General features: G+C 70.4%; 17 protein-coding genes and 2 tRNA genes. 8 read left to right on the top strand and 11 right to left on the bottom strand.

Features of this window, described 5'->3' with window-relative positions:
• Positions 1–7: 7 nt before the first annotated feature.
• On the bottom strand, positions 8–535 hold the full coding sequence (locus ACOFKX_RS04730; protein WP_419825922.1) for a Pycsar system effector family protein: 528 nt from the start codon (positions 533–535) through the stop codon (positions 8–10).
• Positions 536–726: 191 nt separating this feature from the next.
• On the opposite strand from ACOFKX_RS04730, the gene ACOFKX_RS04725 reads away from it, so the two are divergent.
• The 4 genes from ACOFKX_RS04725 to ACOFKX_RS04710 all read left to right on the top strand — a co-directional run bounded on the left by ACOFKX_RS04725 (position 727) and on the right by ACOFKX_RS04710 (position 4,727).
• Positions 727–1,956 (top strand): paraquat-inducible protein A, encoded by a 1,230-nt coding sequence (locus ACOFKX_RS04725; RefSeq protein WP_419825921.1) that lies wholly within the window; start codon positions 727–729, stop codon positions 1,954–1,956.
• Positions 1,953–3,641: an intermembrane transport protein PqiB gene (locus tag ACOFKX_RS04720; protein ID WP_419825920.1), complete on the top strand. Its 1,689-nt coding sequence runs from the start codon at positions 1,953–1,955 to the stop codon at positions 3,639–3,641. The genes ACOFKX_RS04725 and ACOFKX_RS04720 overlap by 4 nt, the downstream gene beginning before the upstream one ends.
• Positions 3,641–4,207, top strand: a complete 567-nt coding sequence (locus ACOFKX_RS04715; protein ID WP_419825919.1) for a PqiC family protein — start codon at positions 3,641–3,643, stop codon at positions 4,205–4,207. The genes ACOFKX_RS04720 and ACOFKX_RS04715 overlap by 1 nt, the downstream gene beginning before the upstream one ends.
• Positions 4,208–4,271: 64 nt before the next feature.
• The gene (locus tag ACOFKX_RS04710; RefSeq protein ID WP_419825918.1) at positions 4,272–4,727 is read left to right on the top strand and encodes a hypothetical protein; all 456 of its coding nucleotides are present in this window, start codon (positions 4,272–4,274) and stop codon (positions 4,725–4,727) included.
• A 16-nt stretch (positions 4,728–4,743) separates the two neighbouring features.
• Here ACOFKX_RS04710 and ACOFKX_RS04705 read toward each other — a convergent pair.
• Positions 4,744–4,819 (bottom strand) — tRNA-Ala (locus ACOFKX_RS04705).
• A 204-nt stretch (positions 4,820–5,023) separates the two neighbouring features.
• Between ACOFKX_RS04705 and ACOFKX_RS04700 the strand changes: the two genes are divergently transcribed.
• Together ACOFKX_RS04700 and ACOFKX_RS04695 are read left to right on the top strand one after the other, a co-directional pair.
• Positions 5,024–5,992: a DUF2171 domain-containing protein gene (locus ACOFKX_RS04700; RefSeq protein WP_419825917.1), complete on the top strand. Its 969-nt coding sequence runs from the start codon at positions 5,024–5,026 to the stop codon at positions 5,990–5,992.
• Between the two features lie 76 nt (positions 5,993–6,068).
• Positions 6,069–7,064, top strand: coding sequence for an NADP-dependent oxidoreductase (locus ACOFKX_RS04695; protein ID WP_419825916.1), 996 nt, complete (start codon positions 6,069–6,071; stop codon positions 7,062–7,064).
• A 3-nt stretch (positions 7,065–7,067) separates the two neighbouring features.
• Here the strand turns inward: ACOFKX_RS04695 and miaB are convergent, their stop codons facing one another.
• The 7 genes from miaB to ACOFKX_RS04660 all read right to left on the bottom strand — a co-directional run bounded on the left by miaB (position 7,068) and on the right by ACOFKX_RS04660 (position 11,848).
• Complete coding sequence (miaB, locus tag ACOFKX_RS04690) at positions 7,068–8,411, bottom strand: tRNA (N6-isopentenyl adenosine(37)-C2)-methylthiotransferase MiaB (RefSeq protein ID WP_419825915.1); 1,344 nt, start codon at positions 8,409–8,411, stop codon at positions 7,068–7,070.
• Between the two features lie 9 nt (positions 8,412–8,420).
• Positions 8,421–9,212, bottom strand: coding sequence for a lysophospholipid acyltransferase family protein (locus ACOFKX_RS04685; RefSeq protein ID WP_419825914.1), 792 nt, complete (start codon positions 9,210–9,212; stop codon positions 8,421–8,423).
• The gene (locus ACOFKX_RS04680; protein WP_419825913.1) at positions 9,184–9,603 is read right to left on the bottom strand and encodes a Fur family transcriptional regulator; all 420 of its coding nucleotides are present in this window, start codon (positions 9,601–9,603) and stop codon (positions 9,184–9,186) included. Before ACOFKX_RS04680 ends, ACOFKX_RS04685 begins: the two co-directional genes overlap by 29 nt.
• 55 nt (positions 9,604–9,658) lie before the next feature.
• Complete coding sequence (locus tag ACOFKX_RS04675; protein ID WP_419825912.1) at positions 9,659–10,075, bottom strand: MucR family transcriptional regulator; 417 nt, start codon at positions 10,073–10,075, stop codon at positions 9,659–9,661.
• A 77-nt stretch (positions 10,076–10,152) separates the two neighbouring features.
• Complete coding sequence (locus tag ACOFKX_RS04670; RefSeq protein ID WP_419825911.1) at positions 10,153–10,647, bottom strand: GNAT family N-acetyltransferase; 495 nt, start codon at positions 10,645–10,647, stop codon at positions 10,153–10,155.
• Complete coding sequence (gene tsaB / locus ACOFKX_RS04665) at positions 10,644–11,276, bottom strand: tRNA (adenosine(37)-N6)-threonylcarbamoyltransferase complex dimerization subunit type 1 TsaB (protein ID WP_419825910.1); 633 nt, start codon at positions 11,274–11,276, stop codon at positions 10,644–10,646. The genes ACOFKX_RS04670 and tsaB overlap by 4 nt, the downstream gene beginning before the upstream one ends.
• Entirely contained in the window at positions 11,276–11,848 is a 573-nt protein-coding gene (locus ACOFKX_RS04660; RefSeq protein ID WP_419825909.1) for a NifU family protein, read from the bottom strand. Before ACOFKX_RS04660 ends, tsaB begins: the two co-directional genes overlap by 1 nt.
• A gap of 269 nt (positions 11,849–12,117) precedes the next feature.
• Between ACOFKX_RS04660 and ACOFKX_RS04655 the strand changes: the two genes are divergently transcribed.
• Positions 12,118–13,608, top strand: a complete 1,491-nt coding sequence (locus ACOFKX_RS04655; protein WP_419825908.1) for a DEAD/DEAH box helicase — start codon at positions 12,118–12,120, stop codon at positions 13,606–13,608.
• Positions 13,609–13,657: 49 nt separating this feature from the next.
• Here the strand turns inward: ACOFKX_RS04655 and ACOFKX_RS04650 are convergent, their stop codons facing one another.
• Both ACOFKX_RS04650 and ACOFKX_RS04645 read right to left on the bottom strand, forming a co-directional pair.
• A complete protein-coding gene (locus ACOFKX_RS04650) occupies positions 13,658–14,281 on the bottom strand; it encodes a DedA family protein (protein ID WP_419825907.1) in 624 nt (207 codons plus the stop codon).
• Between the two features lie 65 nt (positions 14,282–14,346).
• Positions 14,347–16,461, bottom strand: coding sequence for a catalase (locus ACOFKX_RS04645; RefSeq protein ID WP_419825906.1), 2,115 nt, complete (start codon positions 16,459–16,461; stop codon positions 14,347–14,349).
• A gap of 194 nt (positions 16,462–16,655) precedes the next feature.
• Between ACOFKX_RS04645 and ACOFKX_RS04640 the strand changes: the two genes are divergently transcribed.
• A tRNA-Gly gene (locus ACOFKX_RS04640) sits at positions 16,656–16,726 on the top strand.
• The last annotated feature ends 1 nt before the right edge of the window (position 16,727 follow it).

The following is a 16,727-nucleotide window of genomic DNA, read 5'->3' as shown; positions in this document are numbered from 1 at the left end:
GACGGCCTCACCGCCACAGCAGCGTCACGAGAAAGGCGAGAAAGCTCAGCGTCAGCCCGACAAGGAAGACGCGGTAGGCGTAGCCGAGCAGCCGGTACTTCTTGCGCGAGAGGACTTGGCCGTTCTGCCAGATGTCGTTCGCCATCGTGCGGTAGATTTCCTCGTCCGACGCCATCGTGTCCAGCAGCGCCTCGATATAGTCGTCGCGCCGTAACCCCGCGAAGGAGCCGAAGAACAGCAGGTTGACCTCGCCCGCGCGCTGCGGGTGCGTCTTGGGCAGGATCGCCAGGATCGACAGCACCGCCGTCGCGAACGCGAAGGCGCCGAGGATCAGCAGCGGCGCGGGCGCAACCTCGCCGTCGCGCGACTGGCTGACGGCGACGGTGAAGATCACGAAGGTCGCACCCATCAGGATCGACGCCTTCTGGTCGGCCATCCGGCTCAGCTGATAGTGCGCCTGCTGCGTGGTGCGCACCATGTGGAACGCGTTCGCCGGATTGCCCATCGGACGCACGCCCGCTTCCGTCTCCGCCATTGCCGTCTTCCCCCATCGTCAACGCGCGACTTTACTCCCGCCGGGCGCCGCCTGTCGACTTGGGCTGTGGCGTCGGGGCGCGACCGGGAATAAAGCGGCGATCTCCGGCGGCTAGGATGCCTGCCGCTGTGGATTGCGAGGCCGGATGACAAGCGTGCGTGATACCGGCTGGGTGGAGGGCTGACGAAGGCGTGGCGACCGCAGCGGTCTTTCCCACGCGCGTGATCGGCTGCCCCGACTGCGGCAGTCACCAGCGGCTGCCGCCGCCGGAGCCGCGCGCCTCGTTGCGCTGCGTGGCGTGCGGCGGCATCCTCGAACGCACTCACGGGCGCAGCCTGCGGCTCGCGCTCGCCTGCTCGATGGCGACGCTGATGCTGCTGGTGCCCGCCAACCTGTCGCTATTCCTGCGCACCGACGCGCTCGGCGTCTCGCGGTCGAGTCATCTCGCATCGGCGGCGGGTGCGATGCTGGAGGGTGGGTGGCCTTTGCTGGCGGCGGTGGTGTTCCTGTTCGTCGTCATGTTCCCGATCATGCGTTTCGCGCTGCTGACGCTGGTGCTCGGCGCGCTGGAAATCGGCGAGCATCCGCGCTGGCTCGGTCGCGCCTTCCGCTACTCGAATCGTCTTCAGACCTGGGCGATGCCCGACGTCTTCCTGCTCGGTCTGGCGGTCGCCTACGCCAGGCTCGCCGATTCGGTGGCGGTGATGGCGGGGCCGGGCGCGATGTGCTTCATCGCTGCGGGCGTGCTGTCGCTGTTCGTGCGCGCGACGCTCGACCGGCAGGCGGTGTGGGAGCGGATCGCGCCGACGCGCACCTCGCTGCCCTTCGCCGACGCGCTGGAGTGCACCGACTGCGAGCAACTCGTCGGCGCGCACCGTGAGGGCGCGCCGTGCCCGCGCTGCACCAACCCCGTCCACCGCCGTAAGCCCGAGGCGGTGAGCCGCACGATCGCGCTGACGCTCGCCGCGCTCCTCCTCTACATCCCCGCCAATATCTACCCGCTGGCGACGCTGCCGATCGACTACAAGCCGACCACCTACACCGTGCTCGAAGGCGTGATCGAGCTCGCGCAGGCGGGATTGTGGGATCTCGCCATCCTGGTGTTCACGGCGAGCTTCGCGATCCCCTTCCTGAAGCTCGCCGGGATCAGCTGGTGCGTCCTCTCGGTCGTCCGCCGCTCGAACCGGCATCTCGTCTGGAAGACGCGCACCTATCGCGTGGTGGAGGAGATCGGCCGCTGGTCGATGGTCGACCCGTTCGTGATCGGTGCGTTCGTGCCCGTGATGAACTACAACGCGCTCGTCTACGGCCGCGCCGAGCCTGCTGCCGTCCCCTTCACGGCGGTGGTGATCCTCACCATCATCTCCGCCAAGACCTTCGATCCCCGCCTGATGTGGGACGCCGCCAGGAGAGCCCGTTGAGCGACGCCGCACCCCATGACGACCGTCAGCCGCCCTTCGCCCGGCGCGTGCGCGGGCGCTGGCCTGGGCTGGTGTGGGCGATCCCGCTCGCTGCACTCATTATCTGCGCCTATCTCGGGGTCCGCGCGCTCAGCCGCCACGGCGTCGAGGCGGTGGTGACATTCGATTATGCCGAGGGCGTGACGCCCGGCGACACCAAGGTGCTGGAGAACGGCGTCGAGATCGGCCACGTCAAGCGCGTCCGCATCTCGCAGGACGGCAAGCATGTGGACGTGACGCTGTCGCTTGACCCGCGCGCCAAGAAGTCGCTCAACACCAACACGATGTTCTGGCTGATCGGCGAGAACCCGACGATCACCGATATTCAATCGATCCGCGCCGCGGTGGCGGGCGTCATCATCGCGCTGGCGCCGGGCACCGGCGGCACGCCTACGCGCCGGTTCCAAGGGCTGGGCTCGCCACCCGTGATCGCGCCCGGCGCCAAGGGCACGATCTACTGGCTGGACGCAAGCAAGCTCGGCTCGGTGCAGCCGGGCGCGGGCGTCACCTATCGCGGCCTGACGATCGGCAAGATCGTGAGGACAGGCATGATCGGCTATCAGCGTTTCGCCATGCAGGCGTTCGTCAACGCGCCCTACGACAGCTACATCAAGCAGGGCGGGCAGTTCTGGTCTGGCAGCCCGCTCAAGCTCTCGCTCAGCGGCGCGAGCCTGTCGGCGGGCGTATCGTCGCCATCCAGCCTCCTCCAGGGCGCGGTCGAGTACGAGCTGCCCGAGCGTTTCGCGAAGGGCTTCCAGGCGCCCGCGAACACGCGCTTCGCGCTCTACGACGACCAGTCGGGCGCGCAGCAGGGGCCGACCGGGCCGGAAATCCCCTATCGCCTCGTCTTCAGCGGCCCGGCGGGCGATCTCGGCGGCGGCTCCGAGGTGAAGATGCTCGGCTACACGGTCGGCCGGCTGCGCGAGGCGACGCTGCTCTTCGCGCCGGGCGGCAGGCCCTACACGCAGGCGGTGATCGGGCTCTACCCGCGCAAGCTCGATGTCGTGCTGCCCGAGACCGCGTCGATGGCGGAGTGGCGGCGCGCGTCCGATCGCGCGGTGTCGGCGCTGCTCAGGCGGGGCTTCCGCGCCAAGCTCGCCCAATCGCCGCCGTTCGTGGGCGCGCACGTCGTCATGCTGGCCGATGACCGCGCCGGCCCGACGGGGCTGGGCGCCGGCGGCGCGCTGCCGACGATCCCGGTGTCCGAGGGTGGTGCCGGCACCGACGACCTCGTCGCGCACGCGAACAGCATCCTCGGTAAGGTGGACCGGATGCCGCTCGCCCAGATCGGCGACAACGTGCGCAGGCTGACGGGCAATCTCGCCTCGCTGACGGGTTCGCCGCAGGTCCGCGACGCGACCGTCCACCTCGACGGCACGCTGCGCCAGCTCGACCAGATCATGACGCAGGTGAAGCCTCAGGTCGGGCCGCTGGTGACGAAGCTCAACCAGACGGCGGACGAGCTTCACGCCACGGCGGCGGCGGCACGCACGGTGCTGTCGGGCGAGGGCGCAGCACAGGACCGCAGCCTGCCGGACGCGATCCAGCAGCTCGACGGCGCGGCGCGCTCGATCCGTTCCTTGACCGACTATCTGGGGCGGCATCCCGAGGCGCTGATCCGCGGCAAGGCGAAGGAGAAGAAGTGATGCGTGCCGCAGTCCCGCTCCTCGCCGTGCTGCTGCCGCTCGCCGGCTGTGGCCATAGTCCGCCGTCGGTGACGCTCACGCTCGATCCGGTGGCGCCGGCGGAAGCGGCGGTGCGCGGCGGCTATCGCGGCCTGCCGATCGCGGTGCCGGCGGTGCACGTGCCCGCGGCGATCGATCGTGCCGAGTTCGTGTCGCAGGCGGAGGCGGGCACGCTGAAGGTCGACGACTTCGCACGCTGGTCGGCGCCGCTCGGCGTGCTCGCGCGCGACGCGCTGGTCCGCGATCTGACGGCGCGGTTGCCGGCGGGATCGGTGCTGCCGCCGGGCGCCACCGGCACGGTGGGCAAGGCGATAGCGCTCGACGTCACCATCCTCTCCTTCGATCCGCGCGCCGGCGGCGCGACCATGCAGGTCGCGTGGCGTCCGCTGCCGGGTGGGGCCGTCCGCCAGCTCGCGCTCGTCACGGACGGCGCAGCTGATCCTACGGGCGCGGCGCGCTCGTTCGCGGCGCTGCTCGGCCAGCTCGCCGACCGCATCGCCGCCGATGTCGGAGGGGCTGCGGGCTGACGCGCAACCCGGTGGCCGTCTCGGTCATTCTGGAGCCCGAACCATCACGTCGAAGGGATCGACCATGTCTAAGCGCCTCACGGTCGCCACGTTGCTGGCACTCGCGCCCGGTGCCGCGCTGGCGGCGGTCGCTCCGCCCGCCGGCAAGGCGACGGCCAAGCCCGCCGCGCGCCCGGCGGCGTCCGCACCCGCCAACCGCGATACGCGTTGCCTGCTGCTCAGCAACCTCTACGCCAAGGCGGCCGCCCACTCGGAAGGGCAGGCGGCGGCGGCGCAGGCGCGCCTGTTCTACCTGGGCCGGGTCTCGGGTCGCCTGTCGGGTGCGGCGCTCACCAACGCGATGACGGCGGCGGCGAAGACGGTGTCGCCCGAGAAGGCGGGAGCGGACATGAACGCGTGCCTCGCCACCGTCCAGTCCAGCGCCGCATCGGTGGAGGCGGCCGGCAAGACGGTGAGGCAGATCGTCATCCCCGGAGCATCGGCGCCCGCGAACCCCGTCGCCGGACCAGCGAACCGCTAGGAGAAGCCGGCGGGGCTGGTGGAGCTGAGGGGAATCGAACCCCTGACCTCTGCAGTGCGATTGCAGCGCTCTCCCATCTGAGCTACAGCCCCGCACCCGCCGGGCGCTCCCTCTAGACGCCGATCCCAGGCTTGGCAATCGCGTTTCTGGGATGCGACCAGACCCCTCCTGCACGATCCGTCGAGCGCCGGTGACGCCTCGTCGCGCCGCCGGAACCCGGCTTTCGCGGCACCCGTTTTCTGCCGACGACGACCGGACGCGGTGCCGGATCGCGCATGGAGGAAGGAGTCGACGACATGGCCTATGAACGCGACGAGCGCGGCGGCAACGGCAGGCGCGATTATGGCGGCTACGATCGCGAGCAGCGCGGTGATCCGCGCGATCGCGGCTTCTTCGAGCGCGCGGGCGACGAGGTCCGCTCCTGGTTCGGAGACGACGAGGCCGAGCGGCGCAGGCGCTACGACGAACGTGAGGACGAGCGCAGCGATCGTGAACGCTATGCCAGCAGCCAGCAGGGCGGATACCGCTCGCCGACGAGCGACCCGGGCTGGTACAGGTCTAATCAGGACGAGTTCCGGCGCGGCAGCTATTCCGCGGCGCGGGGCTATGTTGGCGGGACCGACCAGGGCGGCCGCGGCTATGGCGGCGACGATGATTACAGGAGCCGCGAGCAGGCGTATCGCTCGGGCCAGGGCGGGCGGCCGACGGCCGGGCGCGACCGCGCCGACACTTATGGCGGCGAGTGGACGCGAGGCTACAATCGCGACGAGGGCCGCTCCTCCGAACAGCGCCACGTCGGACATGACGAGCACGGCCACGCCAACTGGCGCGACAGGCAGCTCAGCGCGTTCGATCGCGATTATGACGAGTATCGCCGCGAGAACCAGTCGCGCTTCGAGACCGAGTTCGCGACGTGGCGCCAGAACCGGCAGACCCAGCGGGATTCGCTGACGCAGGTGAAGGAGCATCAGGAGGTGATCGGTTCCGACGGCGCGCATGTCGGCACCGTCGATCACGTCCGCTCCGATCACATCCTGCTCACCAAGACCGACAAGGATGCGGGCGGCCACCACCATTCAATCCCCTCCTCGTGGATCGCGAGCGTGGGCGAGAAGGTCCAGCTTTCCAAGACCGGCGACGACGCCAAGCGCGCTTGGCGCGACACCGAGGAGCGTGGCGGCCCGTCCGGCGGCGACCGCGACCGTGGACGGGGCGAGCAGGGCGGACGGGGCCTTCTCGACCGCAGCTTCAGCGGCACCTACTGAGCGGCCGTCCGCCGTTCGACGCTCGGGGGGCCCGGTCGCGAGGCGGCCGGGCCCGGCTTCATCGAGAGGAGATGCGATGGCCCGCGCTTGGCACCTGATCCGCCGCCCGCAAGGGCTTCCCGATCCTGGTTGCTTCGCGCTCCGCGACGTCGAGCCCGCGCCGCTCGGCGACGGCGAGGTCCGCATCGCCAATCGGCTGCTCTCGGTCGATCCGTACATGCGCGGCCGGATGGACGACCGGAAGAGCTACGTCCCGCCCTTCGCACTCGATGCGCCGATGGAGGGCGGCGCGGTGGGCGAGGTGGTCGAGAGCCGCTCCGACGCGCTGCCCGTCGGCGCCCTGGCCTTCCACATGGCGGGCTGGCGCGACGAGGCGGTGGTGTCGGCGCGCGACGCGCGCGCGATCCCCGCGGACACCGGGCTTCCCGACGGCATGTGGTTGGGCGTGCTGGGGCTCACCGGGCTCACCGCGTGGTTCGGCCTGCTCGACGTGGCGCAGGCGCGGGAAGGCGATATCGTGTTCGTCTCCGCCGCCGCCGGTGCGGTGGGCTCCAATGTCGTGCAGATCGCAAAGGCGCGCGGGATGCGCGTCATCGGATCGGCGGGCGGCGAGGAGAAGTGCGCGTGGCTGCGCTCGATCGGCGCCGACGCGACGATCGACTACAAGGCCGTGGGGGACGATTTCGGCCGCGCGCTGCGCGACGCCGCGCCCAAGGGCATCGACGTCTATTTCGACAATGTCGGCGGTTCTCAGCTCGACGCCGCGCTGGCCTGCGCGCGTCCCCACGCGCGCTTCGCCAGTTGCGGCATGATCGACGTCTACAATGACGCCCGGCCGACCATCCTGCGCGCAGCGCCGCAGATCATCGTCTCGCGCATTCGCATCGCCGGCTTCAACGCCGTGGACTATCTCGGGCGCATGGACGAGTTCGTGGCCGGCATGATGCCGCTTGTCGCCGACGGCCGCGTCGTCTCGCGGGAGACGGTGACGGAGGGGCTGGACGCGATGCCCGGCGCGTTCCTCGGCCTGTTCCGGGGCGACAATGTCGGTAAGGCGCTCGTGCGGATCTGAGCGCTACGCGGGGACCAGCTCCGCCGCCGCGACGCTGTTCGGGCCGGCGGAGACGATCTCGACCTCCACCAGCGCGCCGATCGCCGCATCGGTCATGAGGTGGACCGACTGGAGCCACGGCGACTTGCCGAGCATCTGACCCGGCCGCTTGCCCGCGCGCTCGATCAGCACGTCGGTGCGCCGGCCCCGCGTCGCCTCGTTGAACGCGTGCTGCTGCGCGTTGAGCAGCGCCTGGAGCCGTTGCAGCCGCTCGTCCATGATCGCCGGCGGCACCTGATCCGCCAGCGTCGCGGCGGGCGTCCCGGGGCGCGGGCTGTACTTGAAGCTGAACGCCTGTGCGTGGCGAACCTCGCGCACCAGATCGAGCGTCGCCGCAAAGTCCGCCTCGGTCTCGCCGGGAAAGCCGACGATGAAGTCGCCCGAGATGGCGATGTCCGGCCGCGCCGCCCGCACCCGCTCGATCAGGCGGAGATAGCCGGTGGCATCGTGGCTCCGGTTCATCGCGCGCAGGATGCGATCCGATCCCGATTGCACGGGCAGGTGCAGGAAGGGCATCAGCGACGGCACCTCGGCATGCGCGGCGATCAGGCCGTCGCGCATGTCGTTGGGATGGCTGGTCGTGTAGCGGATGCGCTTCAGCCCCGGCAGGCGATCGAGCGCGCAAATCAGGCCGTCCAGCCCCTGCACACGCCCGCGCTCGTCCTCGCCTTCCCAGGCGTTGACGTTCTGGCCGAGCAGCGTGATCTCGCGTGCGCCGTTATCGACGAGCGCGCGCGCCTCGTCGAGGATCTGGCCCCACGGCCGCGAGACCTCGGCGCCGCGCGTATAGGGGACGACGCAGTAGGTGCAGAACTTGTCGCATCCCTCCTGCACCGTCAGGAGGGCGGATGGCCCAGCGCGACGACGCGCGGGAAGCGCGCCGAACTTGGAGGTGGCCGGCATGTCGGTGTCGATGCCGGTCCCGCCCGCCGCCGCTTCCGCCACCAGCGCGGGCAGCCGGTGATAGGCCTGCGGACCGACGACCACGTCCACCGACTTCGCACGCGACACGATCTCGGCGCCCTCGGCCTGCGCGACGCAGCCAGCCACCGCGATCATCGGCCTGGGCGCGCCCGCCTCGGCGCTCGACTTCACGATGCGGCCGATGTCGGAGAACACCTTCTCCGCCGCGCGCTCGCGGATGTGGCAGGTGTTGAGTACAATCAGGTCGGCGGCCTCGCCCTCGTCCGCCGGAGTCATGCCCTGCGCCGCGAGCAGCTCGCCCATGCGCTCGCCGTCATAGACGTTCATCTGGCAGCCGAACGACTTGACTGCGAAGCGGCGGGGGAGCGGGCGGGGGGCGGCCATGGTGGTGGCCTATAGCGACGGCGCGCGATCCCCGCCAAGCGCGTCCGCGATCGCCGCGCGCGCGGCGGCGGTCAGCGTCTTGCGATCCGTGAAGACGGCGGGGTCGATCGGATCGAGGAAGGTCAGCGTCACGCGCCGGCGTCCCGGCAGCCCGAGCAGCCGCGTCATCTCGGCGAAGAAGCCCTTACCGCTGTTCCACGCCACCACCGGCCCTTCGCCGTGATAGTCGATCGCGACGGGCTGGACGCGCACGCCCGCCGGCGCGGGGCAGAGCGCCGCGAGCAGCGCCGCGCGGAACGGCTTCATGCCCCGGCCGTCGCCGGTGCCGCCTTCGGGGAACAACGCCACCGGATCGCCCTCGGCGAGTGCGCGAGAAAGCGACGCGGCCTGCTCGGCGACGCGGCCGCGCTCGGTGCGCGCGACGTAGACGGTGCGGTTGAGGTCGGCGAGGTAGCCGATCAACGGCCAGCGGGCGACCTCCTCCTTGGAGACGAAGCGCGCGCCGCACGCGCCCGCCAGCATCGGGATGTCGACCCAGCTCAGGTGGTTGGCGACGATCAGCACGTCGCCGGTGAGCGGACGTCCTTCCACCCGCGCATCGAAGCCGGCGAGCCGCGCCAGCGTGGCGAGGAACCGGCGTGGCCACCGCGATCGCCGCCGCAGCAGGCGCGACAGGCCATGGGCGGGGAGGCAGACGGCGAGCAACGCCGCGATCGCCATCGTCCGGCCGAGCGCACGCAGCCGCGCCGACGGAGCGGGAGCGGCTACGCGCTCACTCGCTCCGATCGAGCGGGACGCCATAAAGCTCCATGCGGTGGTCGACGAGCTTGAAGCCCAGGCGTTGCGCGATGCGCTTCTGGAGTGCCTCCAGCTCCTCGTCGACGAACTCGATGACGCGCGCGCTCTCGACGTCGATCAGGTGATCGTGATGCTCGTCGGCGGTGGCCTCGTAACGCGAGCGGCCGTTGCCGAAATCATGGCGTTCGAGGATGCCGGCATCCTCGAACAGGCGCACGGTGCGATAGACGGTGGCGATCGAGATCCCGCGATCGATCGCGGAGGCGCGCGCGTGCAGCTCCTCGACGTCGGGATGATCCTCCGCCTCGGACAGGACGCGCGCGATGACGCGGCGCTGTTCGGTGATGCGGAGCCCTTTTCGGGCGCAGAGCTGCTCGAGATCGATCTTTCGCATCGCCCGATCCTACCCCGCGACGCCTTCATCGTGAAGGGCGGAACGCGTCGACGCTCTACGACCGGGGCCGTAGGCGCGTTCCAAGTCCGCTCTGCTTGGCGAGCGAGCGGCGCTGCTCGGCATAGCCCGGCGCGACCATCGGATAATCGAGCGGCAGGCCCCAGCGCTGACGGTACTGCGTCGGCGTCATGCCGTAGCGGGTGGCGAGATAGCGCTTGAGCAGCTTCAGCTTCTTGCCGTCCTCCAGGCAGACGATGTGGTCGTCCGTGATCGAGGATCGCACCGGCACCGCGGGCTCCGGACGCTCGCGCGGGGTGGCCGCCGCCTCGCCCAGGCCGGCAAGCGCCTCGTGCACCGTGCGGATGACGGCTGGGATGTCGGACATCGCCACGCTGTTGTTGCCGACGTGCGCGGAGACGATGTCGGTGGTGCAGGCGATCAGCAGCCCGCCGAGATCGGCAACTTCGGCCATTCGGGTAATCCTACGCTCGTTCTACACTGGGACGCAGCCGCATCCTGCACCGGACATGCGGCAGCGTCCGGCCCGGATCAAGGGCGGATCGAGGCTGCCGCTTGGGGCGCTGCCCCGAGCGCGCGACCGAGCGTGATCGCGTCGATCGCCCGCCCGTCCGCGCCGCGATAATAGCCCCGACGCCGTCCGAGCACGACGAAGCCGCAGGCGGCGTAGAGCGTCGCGGCCGGATTTCCCTCGCGCATCTCCAGCAGCAGGCGCGCGGCGCCGCGCCGTCGCGCCTCGGCGACGGTGGCGGCGAGGAGCGCGGTGCCGATCCCGCACCGTCGCCGCGCTGGATCGACCGCGAGCAGCAGCAGTTCGGCCTCGTCCGCCACCGCGCGGGCGAGCGCGAAGCCCGCAGGCGCGTCCGCGCGCGCACGCGACAGCCACACGCCGGGCAGGCCGAGGATGCCCGAGCACTGGCCGCGCGTCCAAGCCTCGCCGAAGCGCGGATCGAAGGCAATCGCCATGATCCGCATCACCTCGTCGAGGTCGGCGGCCGTGCCGGGAAGGATCGCCGCCGCGCTCACGCCGCGGCCTTCGCGTCGGGCGCGCGGCCGTAGATCGGGCGCGCGGGCAGCAGCATGTCCGGCGGGAGCAGCCGCGCCTCGGCGGCGTCGGGCAGGAGATCGACGGCGCGGCCGTGCCCGCGCGCGGCGACGAGAGTGTCCGCGCCGGTCCCCGCCACCACCGCGTCGGGGATCGCGTCCGCCGCCATCACCGGCGGCAGCGACGCGAGCGGCGCGATAGAGGCGAAGGGATGCCGGGCGAAACGTTCGACGAAGAGCTCGCCGTGGCCGCCCGCCAGCGCCACCGCGCAGACGTCGGTCGCAGGCTCCCGGTCGAACAGTGCGGCGGCGATCAGCGCGGTCGAGCTTATTCCCGCCACCTCGACGCCCCAACCGATGCCGAGCCCGATTGCGGCGGCGAGACCCACGCGTACGCCGGTGAAGCTGCCGGGCCCGCAGCCGACGCGGACCGCCGACGGCCGCGCCACACCGGCGTCGCGGAGCAGCGTATCGATCAACGGCACCAGCTGCTCGGCATGGCCGCGCCCGACGATCTCGTGCCGCGACGCGACGAGCGTGCCGCCGTCGATCAGCGCCACCGAGCAGGCGGCCGTCGCGGTGTCGATCACCAGCGCGGGCGCCGCCGCCATCAGACCGCGCGTACCTCGACGACCTCGGGGACATAGTGCTTCAGGAGTTGCTCGATGCCCTGCTTCAGCGTCGCCGAGGAGGAGGGGCAGCCCGCGCACGCGCCGTGCATCGCCAGGAACACGGTGCCACGCTGGAAGCCGCGATAGGTGATGTCGCCGCCGTCGCGTTCCACCGCGGGGCGCACCCGCGTGTCGATCAGGTCCTTGATCTGGTCGACGATGTCGGCATCGGCGGGATCGTCATCGAAGCCCGCATCCGGCGCCACCTGAATGCGTCCGGCATCGCCGGCGCGGAACAACGGCGCCCCGCCCGCGAAGTGATCGAGCAGCACGCCGAGCACCTGCACCTTCAGGTCCCGCCAGTCGGCACCGGGCGCCGCCGTCACCGACACGAAGTCGCGTCCGAAGAACACGCCCTCCACGTCGCCCAGCGAGAACAGCGCCTCGGCGAGCGGCGAGGCCTCGGCCTCCTCCGGCCCCGCGAAGTCGCGGTTGCCCGCCGGCATCACCTCGCGGCCCGGCAGGAACTTCAGGGTCGCCGGATTGGGCGTGGTCTCGGTCTCGATCAGCATTGCCGCGACTTGGGGCGGAACGCGCGAACGCGCAAGCCTCCGTCACGACGCTTCGCCCTTGCGCGCAGCCCTCGCAACTGCGATATAGATGTAGTCCCCACGGTCCATGAGCGATCGGCGTCCGGGGCAGCGTGATCGCTCCCGCACCGCGGGACGGCTGCCGGACACGGAGGGGCCTTCGAAAGGCAGCCCTATTCACGCGGGTCGTCAGAACCCGCCGCCGCGCGTGCTCTGATCGAGTCGCGCGCGCCGCCGACCATTGGATTTCCATGACCCAGTTCACCGACCTTGCGCTCGCCGCGCCGATCCAGGCCGCGCTCGCCCAGGGCACCTACACGCAGCCGACGCCTATCCAGGCGCAGGCGATTCCGCCGCTGCTCGAAGGCCGCGATCTGCTCGGCATCGCCCAGACCGGCACGGGCAAGACCGCCGCCTTCGCGCTGCCCTCGCTCCACCACCTCTCACAAAACCCGAAGCCGAGGCCGGTGCGCGGCTGCCGGATGCTGGTGCTCTCGCCGACGCGCGAGCTGGCGACGCAGATCGCGGACAGCTTCCGGAAATACGGCAAGAACCTGCGCCTCTCCGTCGAGACGGTGTTCGGCGGCGTGCCGGTCGGCCGACAGGTGCGCATGCTGGCGGGGGGTGTCGATGTCCTGGTAGCGACACCCGGCCGCCTGCTCGACCTCATCCACCAGCGCGCGCTGACGCTGGGTCATGTCGAGATCTTCGTGCTCGACGAGGCCGACCAGATGCTCGACCTCGGCTTCATCCACGCGCTGAAGCGAATCGTGCCGCTGCTGCCGAAGAAGCGCCAGTCGCTGTTCTTCTCAGCGACGATGCCGGCGGCGATCGGCGAGCTTGCCGGGCGCTTCCTCACCGATCCCGTCAAGGTGTCCGTGGCGCCGGCGGCGACGACGGCCGAGCGCGTCGACCAGTTTCTCACCTACGTCAACCAGGCCGAGAAGCAGGCGCTGCTGACGCTCCGCTTGCGCGAGCTGATGGACAGGAAGGAGATCGATCTCGTGCTGGTGTTCAGCCGCACCAAGCACGGCGCCGATCGCATCGTCCGCCACTTGGAGGCCGCGCAGATCCCGGCCGGTGCCATTCACGGCAACAAGAGCCAGCCGCAGCGCGAGCGCACCCTCGCCCAGTTCCGCTCGGGCGCGGTGCCGATCTTGGTGGCGACCGACATCGCGGCGCGCGGCATCGACGTGTCGGGCGTCAGCCACGTCTTCAACTTCGACATCCCCGACGTGCCCGAGCAATATGTTCACCGTATCGGGCGGACGGCGCGCGCCGGCGCGGCGGGGATCGCCTTCGCCTTCGTCTCGCCCGACGAGCGCGTGCAGATGCGCGACGTCGAGAAGCTGATGCGGCTGAAGCCTACCGAGCTGCCGCTGCCCGAGAACTTCGTCGTCGAGCAGAAGCGGCTGCCCGCGCCGACCATGGCCAACCGCGACGATCGCGAGCGCGACGCGCTGGGCTCGCGCGGGCGGAACGAGGGACGGGGCGGCAGACGGGCTCCGTCGCGCGGGCCTGCCGCGAACCCGGCGCGGGCGAACGGCCGCGAGGCGGCGCCGCGCGGCCCGGTCGGCAATCCGCTCGCCAACCCGGCCGGCGGGCGCGGCCATGCCGGACGTCCGCAACCCGGCGGTTGGCACCCCGCCGACGCCAATCGCCCGGCAGGCGAGGGCGCGGCGCGCCCCGCCGGCGATCGGGGCCGGCGCGGCGGAAGGGGCAGGGGGCGCCCGACAGCGTGACTTGGAGGCGGGCGCCGCGTCGGCGCCCGTCCAGGAAGTCAGTCCCCCTTCAGCGCCTGATCGCGCGCACCCGATGCCAGACGTAGAAGGCTACCGCCGCCAGTACGAGTGCCACCACGACCGCGTCGGCCTTGTGGAGCGCGTCGCGCAGACGCGGATCGCGATCCCACGCGGCACCGAGATGCTTGCCGACGAGCGCCAGGGCGAAGCACCACGGCCAGGAGCCGACGAAGGTGTAGAGGTGGAAGCGGAGCTGGCTCATCCGCGCCATGCCGGCGGGGAAGGCGATGAACGAGCGGATCACCGGCAGCAGCCGTCCGACCAGCACCGCGAGCCCTCCGAAGCGTGCGAAGAACGCCTCGGCGCGATCGAGCTCGTCCCCGCCGATCAGGACGAAGCGTCCGTAGCGCAGGATGAAGGCGCGCCCGCCATACTGCCCTGCCGCATAGGCCGGGATCGAGCCCAGGTTGCAGCCGATCGCGCCTGCGGTCGCGACACCGACGAGGTCGAGGCGTCCCGTAGAGGCGAGATAACCCGCGAACGGCATGATGATCTCGGAGGGAAGGGGGATGCACGCGCTCTCGATCGCCATCAGGAAGGCGACGCCCGCGTAACCGCCCGCCGCGATGATCGAGATGATCCAGCCCGCGACGTGGCCGAGGATGTCGTGCATGGGCGGGGCTTGTGCGGGAGCGGGCGCGGCTTGTCCAGCCGCGCCCGCTCTCCCGTGCCGCTTGATCAGGCCAGCGTGCGGATCTTCGGCTCGCGCTCGTAGAAACGCTTGGCCGCCGCCGCGATGAAGGTCTCGCCGAGGTCGGTCACGCCGCCGTCCTTCTCGACGCCGGCCCTGTCGAGCAGCGGCTGCGCGTCGGCAGTTGCGCCGATCGCCTTGCAGTGGCCGAACGCGTCCATCACGAACTGGACGGCGGCGGCTTCCTTCACCAGCGTCTTGGTGCCGTCGGCGGACAGCACCACCGCGATCGCGTCGACGAACACCGACGGGAAGCCGGCGAGCTGCCCGTCGGCCGCCGCCTTGCTGCCGTCAGACAGCGTGACGTTGACCTTGGGCGCGATCAGGATGGCACGTCCCTGCTTTTTCTCGATCGCCGCCTTCAGCTTGGCGATCACCTTGGCGTCCGATCCATCCGCGATCAGGATGCCGACGGAGCGCCCGCCGAGATCGGGAGGTAGCGGCCCCTCGATGATGCGGAGCGCGGGCGAAGGCTCCATATCGAGGATCGGTGCCGCGGCCGGCGCCGCCTTCGGTACATCCGTGCCGAGCCCGTCGGCGACGCGGCTCGCGAGCTCGGGATCGACGTTCACCAGCCGCGACAGCATTCGCGTCCGGACCCCCTCGATGCCGACCTTGGAGAGCTCGAACACCAGCGCCGAGGCGAGGTGCGCCTGCTCGGGCTTGGCGAGCGAGCGGAAGAACATCCGCGCTTGGCTGTAGTGATCGGCGAAGGCCTCGGGCCGGATGCGCAGCTTGTCGCCGGTCTCCTGGCGCTCCGCATCCTGCGTGGCGTAGGTCGTGAAGCCGGTCTCGGGGCACTCGCGTGGGCCGCCATCCTCGCCCGCGTCGGCCAGCCCATTGGGCTCGTAGTTGGCCCGGCCCTTGGGCACGTTCCTCTGCATGTGTCCATCGCGCTGGAAGTTCTGCACGGACGCGTGCGGGCAGTTGATGGGAAGCTGGTGGAAGTTGGTCGATCCCAGCCGCTTGAGCTGGGTGTCGAGGTAGGAGAATAGCCGCCCGTGCAGCAGCGGATCGTTGCTGAAGTCGATGCCCGGCACGACGTTCGAGACGCAGTAGGCGACCTGTTCGGTCTCGGCGAAGAAATTGTCGGGGTAGCGATCGAGCACGAGCTTGCCGACGGTGCGGACGGGCAGCACCTCCTCGGGGATGAGCTTGGTCGAGTCGAGCACGTCATAGGGCTGCGCGTTGGCGAACTCCTCGTCGAAGAGCTGCAGGCCCAGCTCCCACTCCGGGAAGGGCGCGCGGCCGTCCCGCGCGAGGTCGATCTGCTCGAACAGGCCGCGGCGGTGATAGTCGGGATCGGCGCCGGCGATCTTCACCGTCTCGTCCCAGATCGTCGACTGGAGGCCGGCCACGGGCTTCCAGTGGAACTTGACGAAGGTGGACTGGCCCTCTGCGTTGACGAGCCGGAAGGTGTGGACGCCGAAGCCCTGCATCGTCGCGAAGCTGCGCGGCAGCGTGCGATCGGACATGATCCACATGATCATGTGCATCGATTCTGGCATCAGTGAGATGAAGTCCCAGAAGGTGTCGTGCGCCGTCGCCGCCTGCGGGTAGCCGCGATCGGACTCCATCTTCGCGGCGTGGATCAGATCCGGGAACTTGATCGCGTCCTGGATAAAGAACACCGGGATGTTGTTGCCGACGAGATCCCAATTGCCCTGCTGAGTGTAGAACTTGACCGCGAAGCCGCGCACGTCGCGCGGCGTATCGACCGATCCGGCGCCGCCGGCCACCGTCGAGAAGCGCACGAAGACGGGCGTCTTCTTGCCGACGCCCTGGAACAGGTCCGCCCGGGTGATCTCGGAGAGGTCCTCGGTCAGCTCGAAATAGCCGTGCGCGGCGGATCCGCGGGCATGGACGACCCGCTCGGGAATACGCTCGTGATCGAAGTGGAAGATCTTCTCGCGCAGCACGAAGTCTTCGAGCAGCACGGGGCCACGCGCGCCGGATTTGAGCTGGTTCTGGTTGTCGGAGATGCGGAGGCCGTGATTGGTCGTCAGGTGCGCCGCCGCGTCCTCATGCGATCCGGAATGCGGAACATGCTGGTGAAGCTCGCCACCATTGCCGGGGCTGGTCTCGTACGGCGCATCGGCCATTCAATATCTCCTGAGAACGTCCGCAACCTGCGTTAACCTCTCGGACCGAACGGTCGGCCGTGATCACCGTTCCGCCCGCTAGGACCAGGAGCGGCGTTGACCCGCCTGGAGCGCTGTGCCAGATACCCGCGTGGCCTGACTGTGGAACCGCTCGTCCTGTGCCGGCGATGCGACATCGCGGGTCTTGCGGGCGTGCGGGTGTAGCTCAATGGCAGAGCAGAAGCTTCCCAAGCTTACGACGAGGGTTCGATTCCCTTCACCCGCTC

The sequence above is a fragment of the Sphingomonas sp. genome (assembly GCF_965200105.1).
Classification (GTDB): domain Bacteria; phylum Pseudomonadota; class Alphaproteobacteria; order Sphingomonadales; family Sphingomonadaceae; genus Solisphingomonas.
Note: the sequence above shows the minus strand (reverse complement) of the source record. Positions and strands in the feature narration are given on the sequence as shown.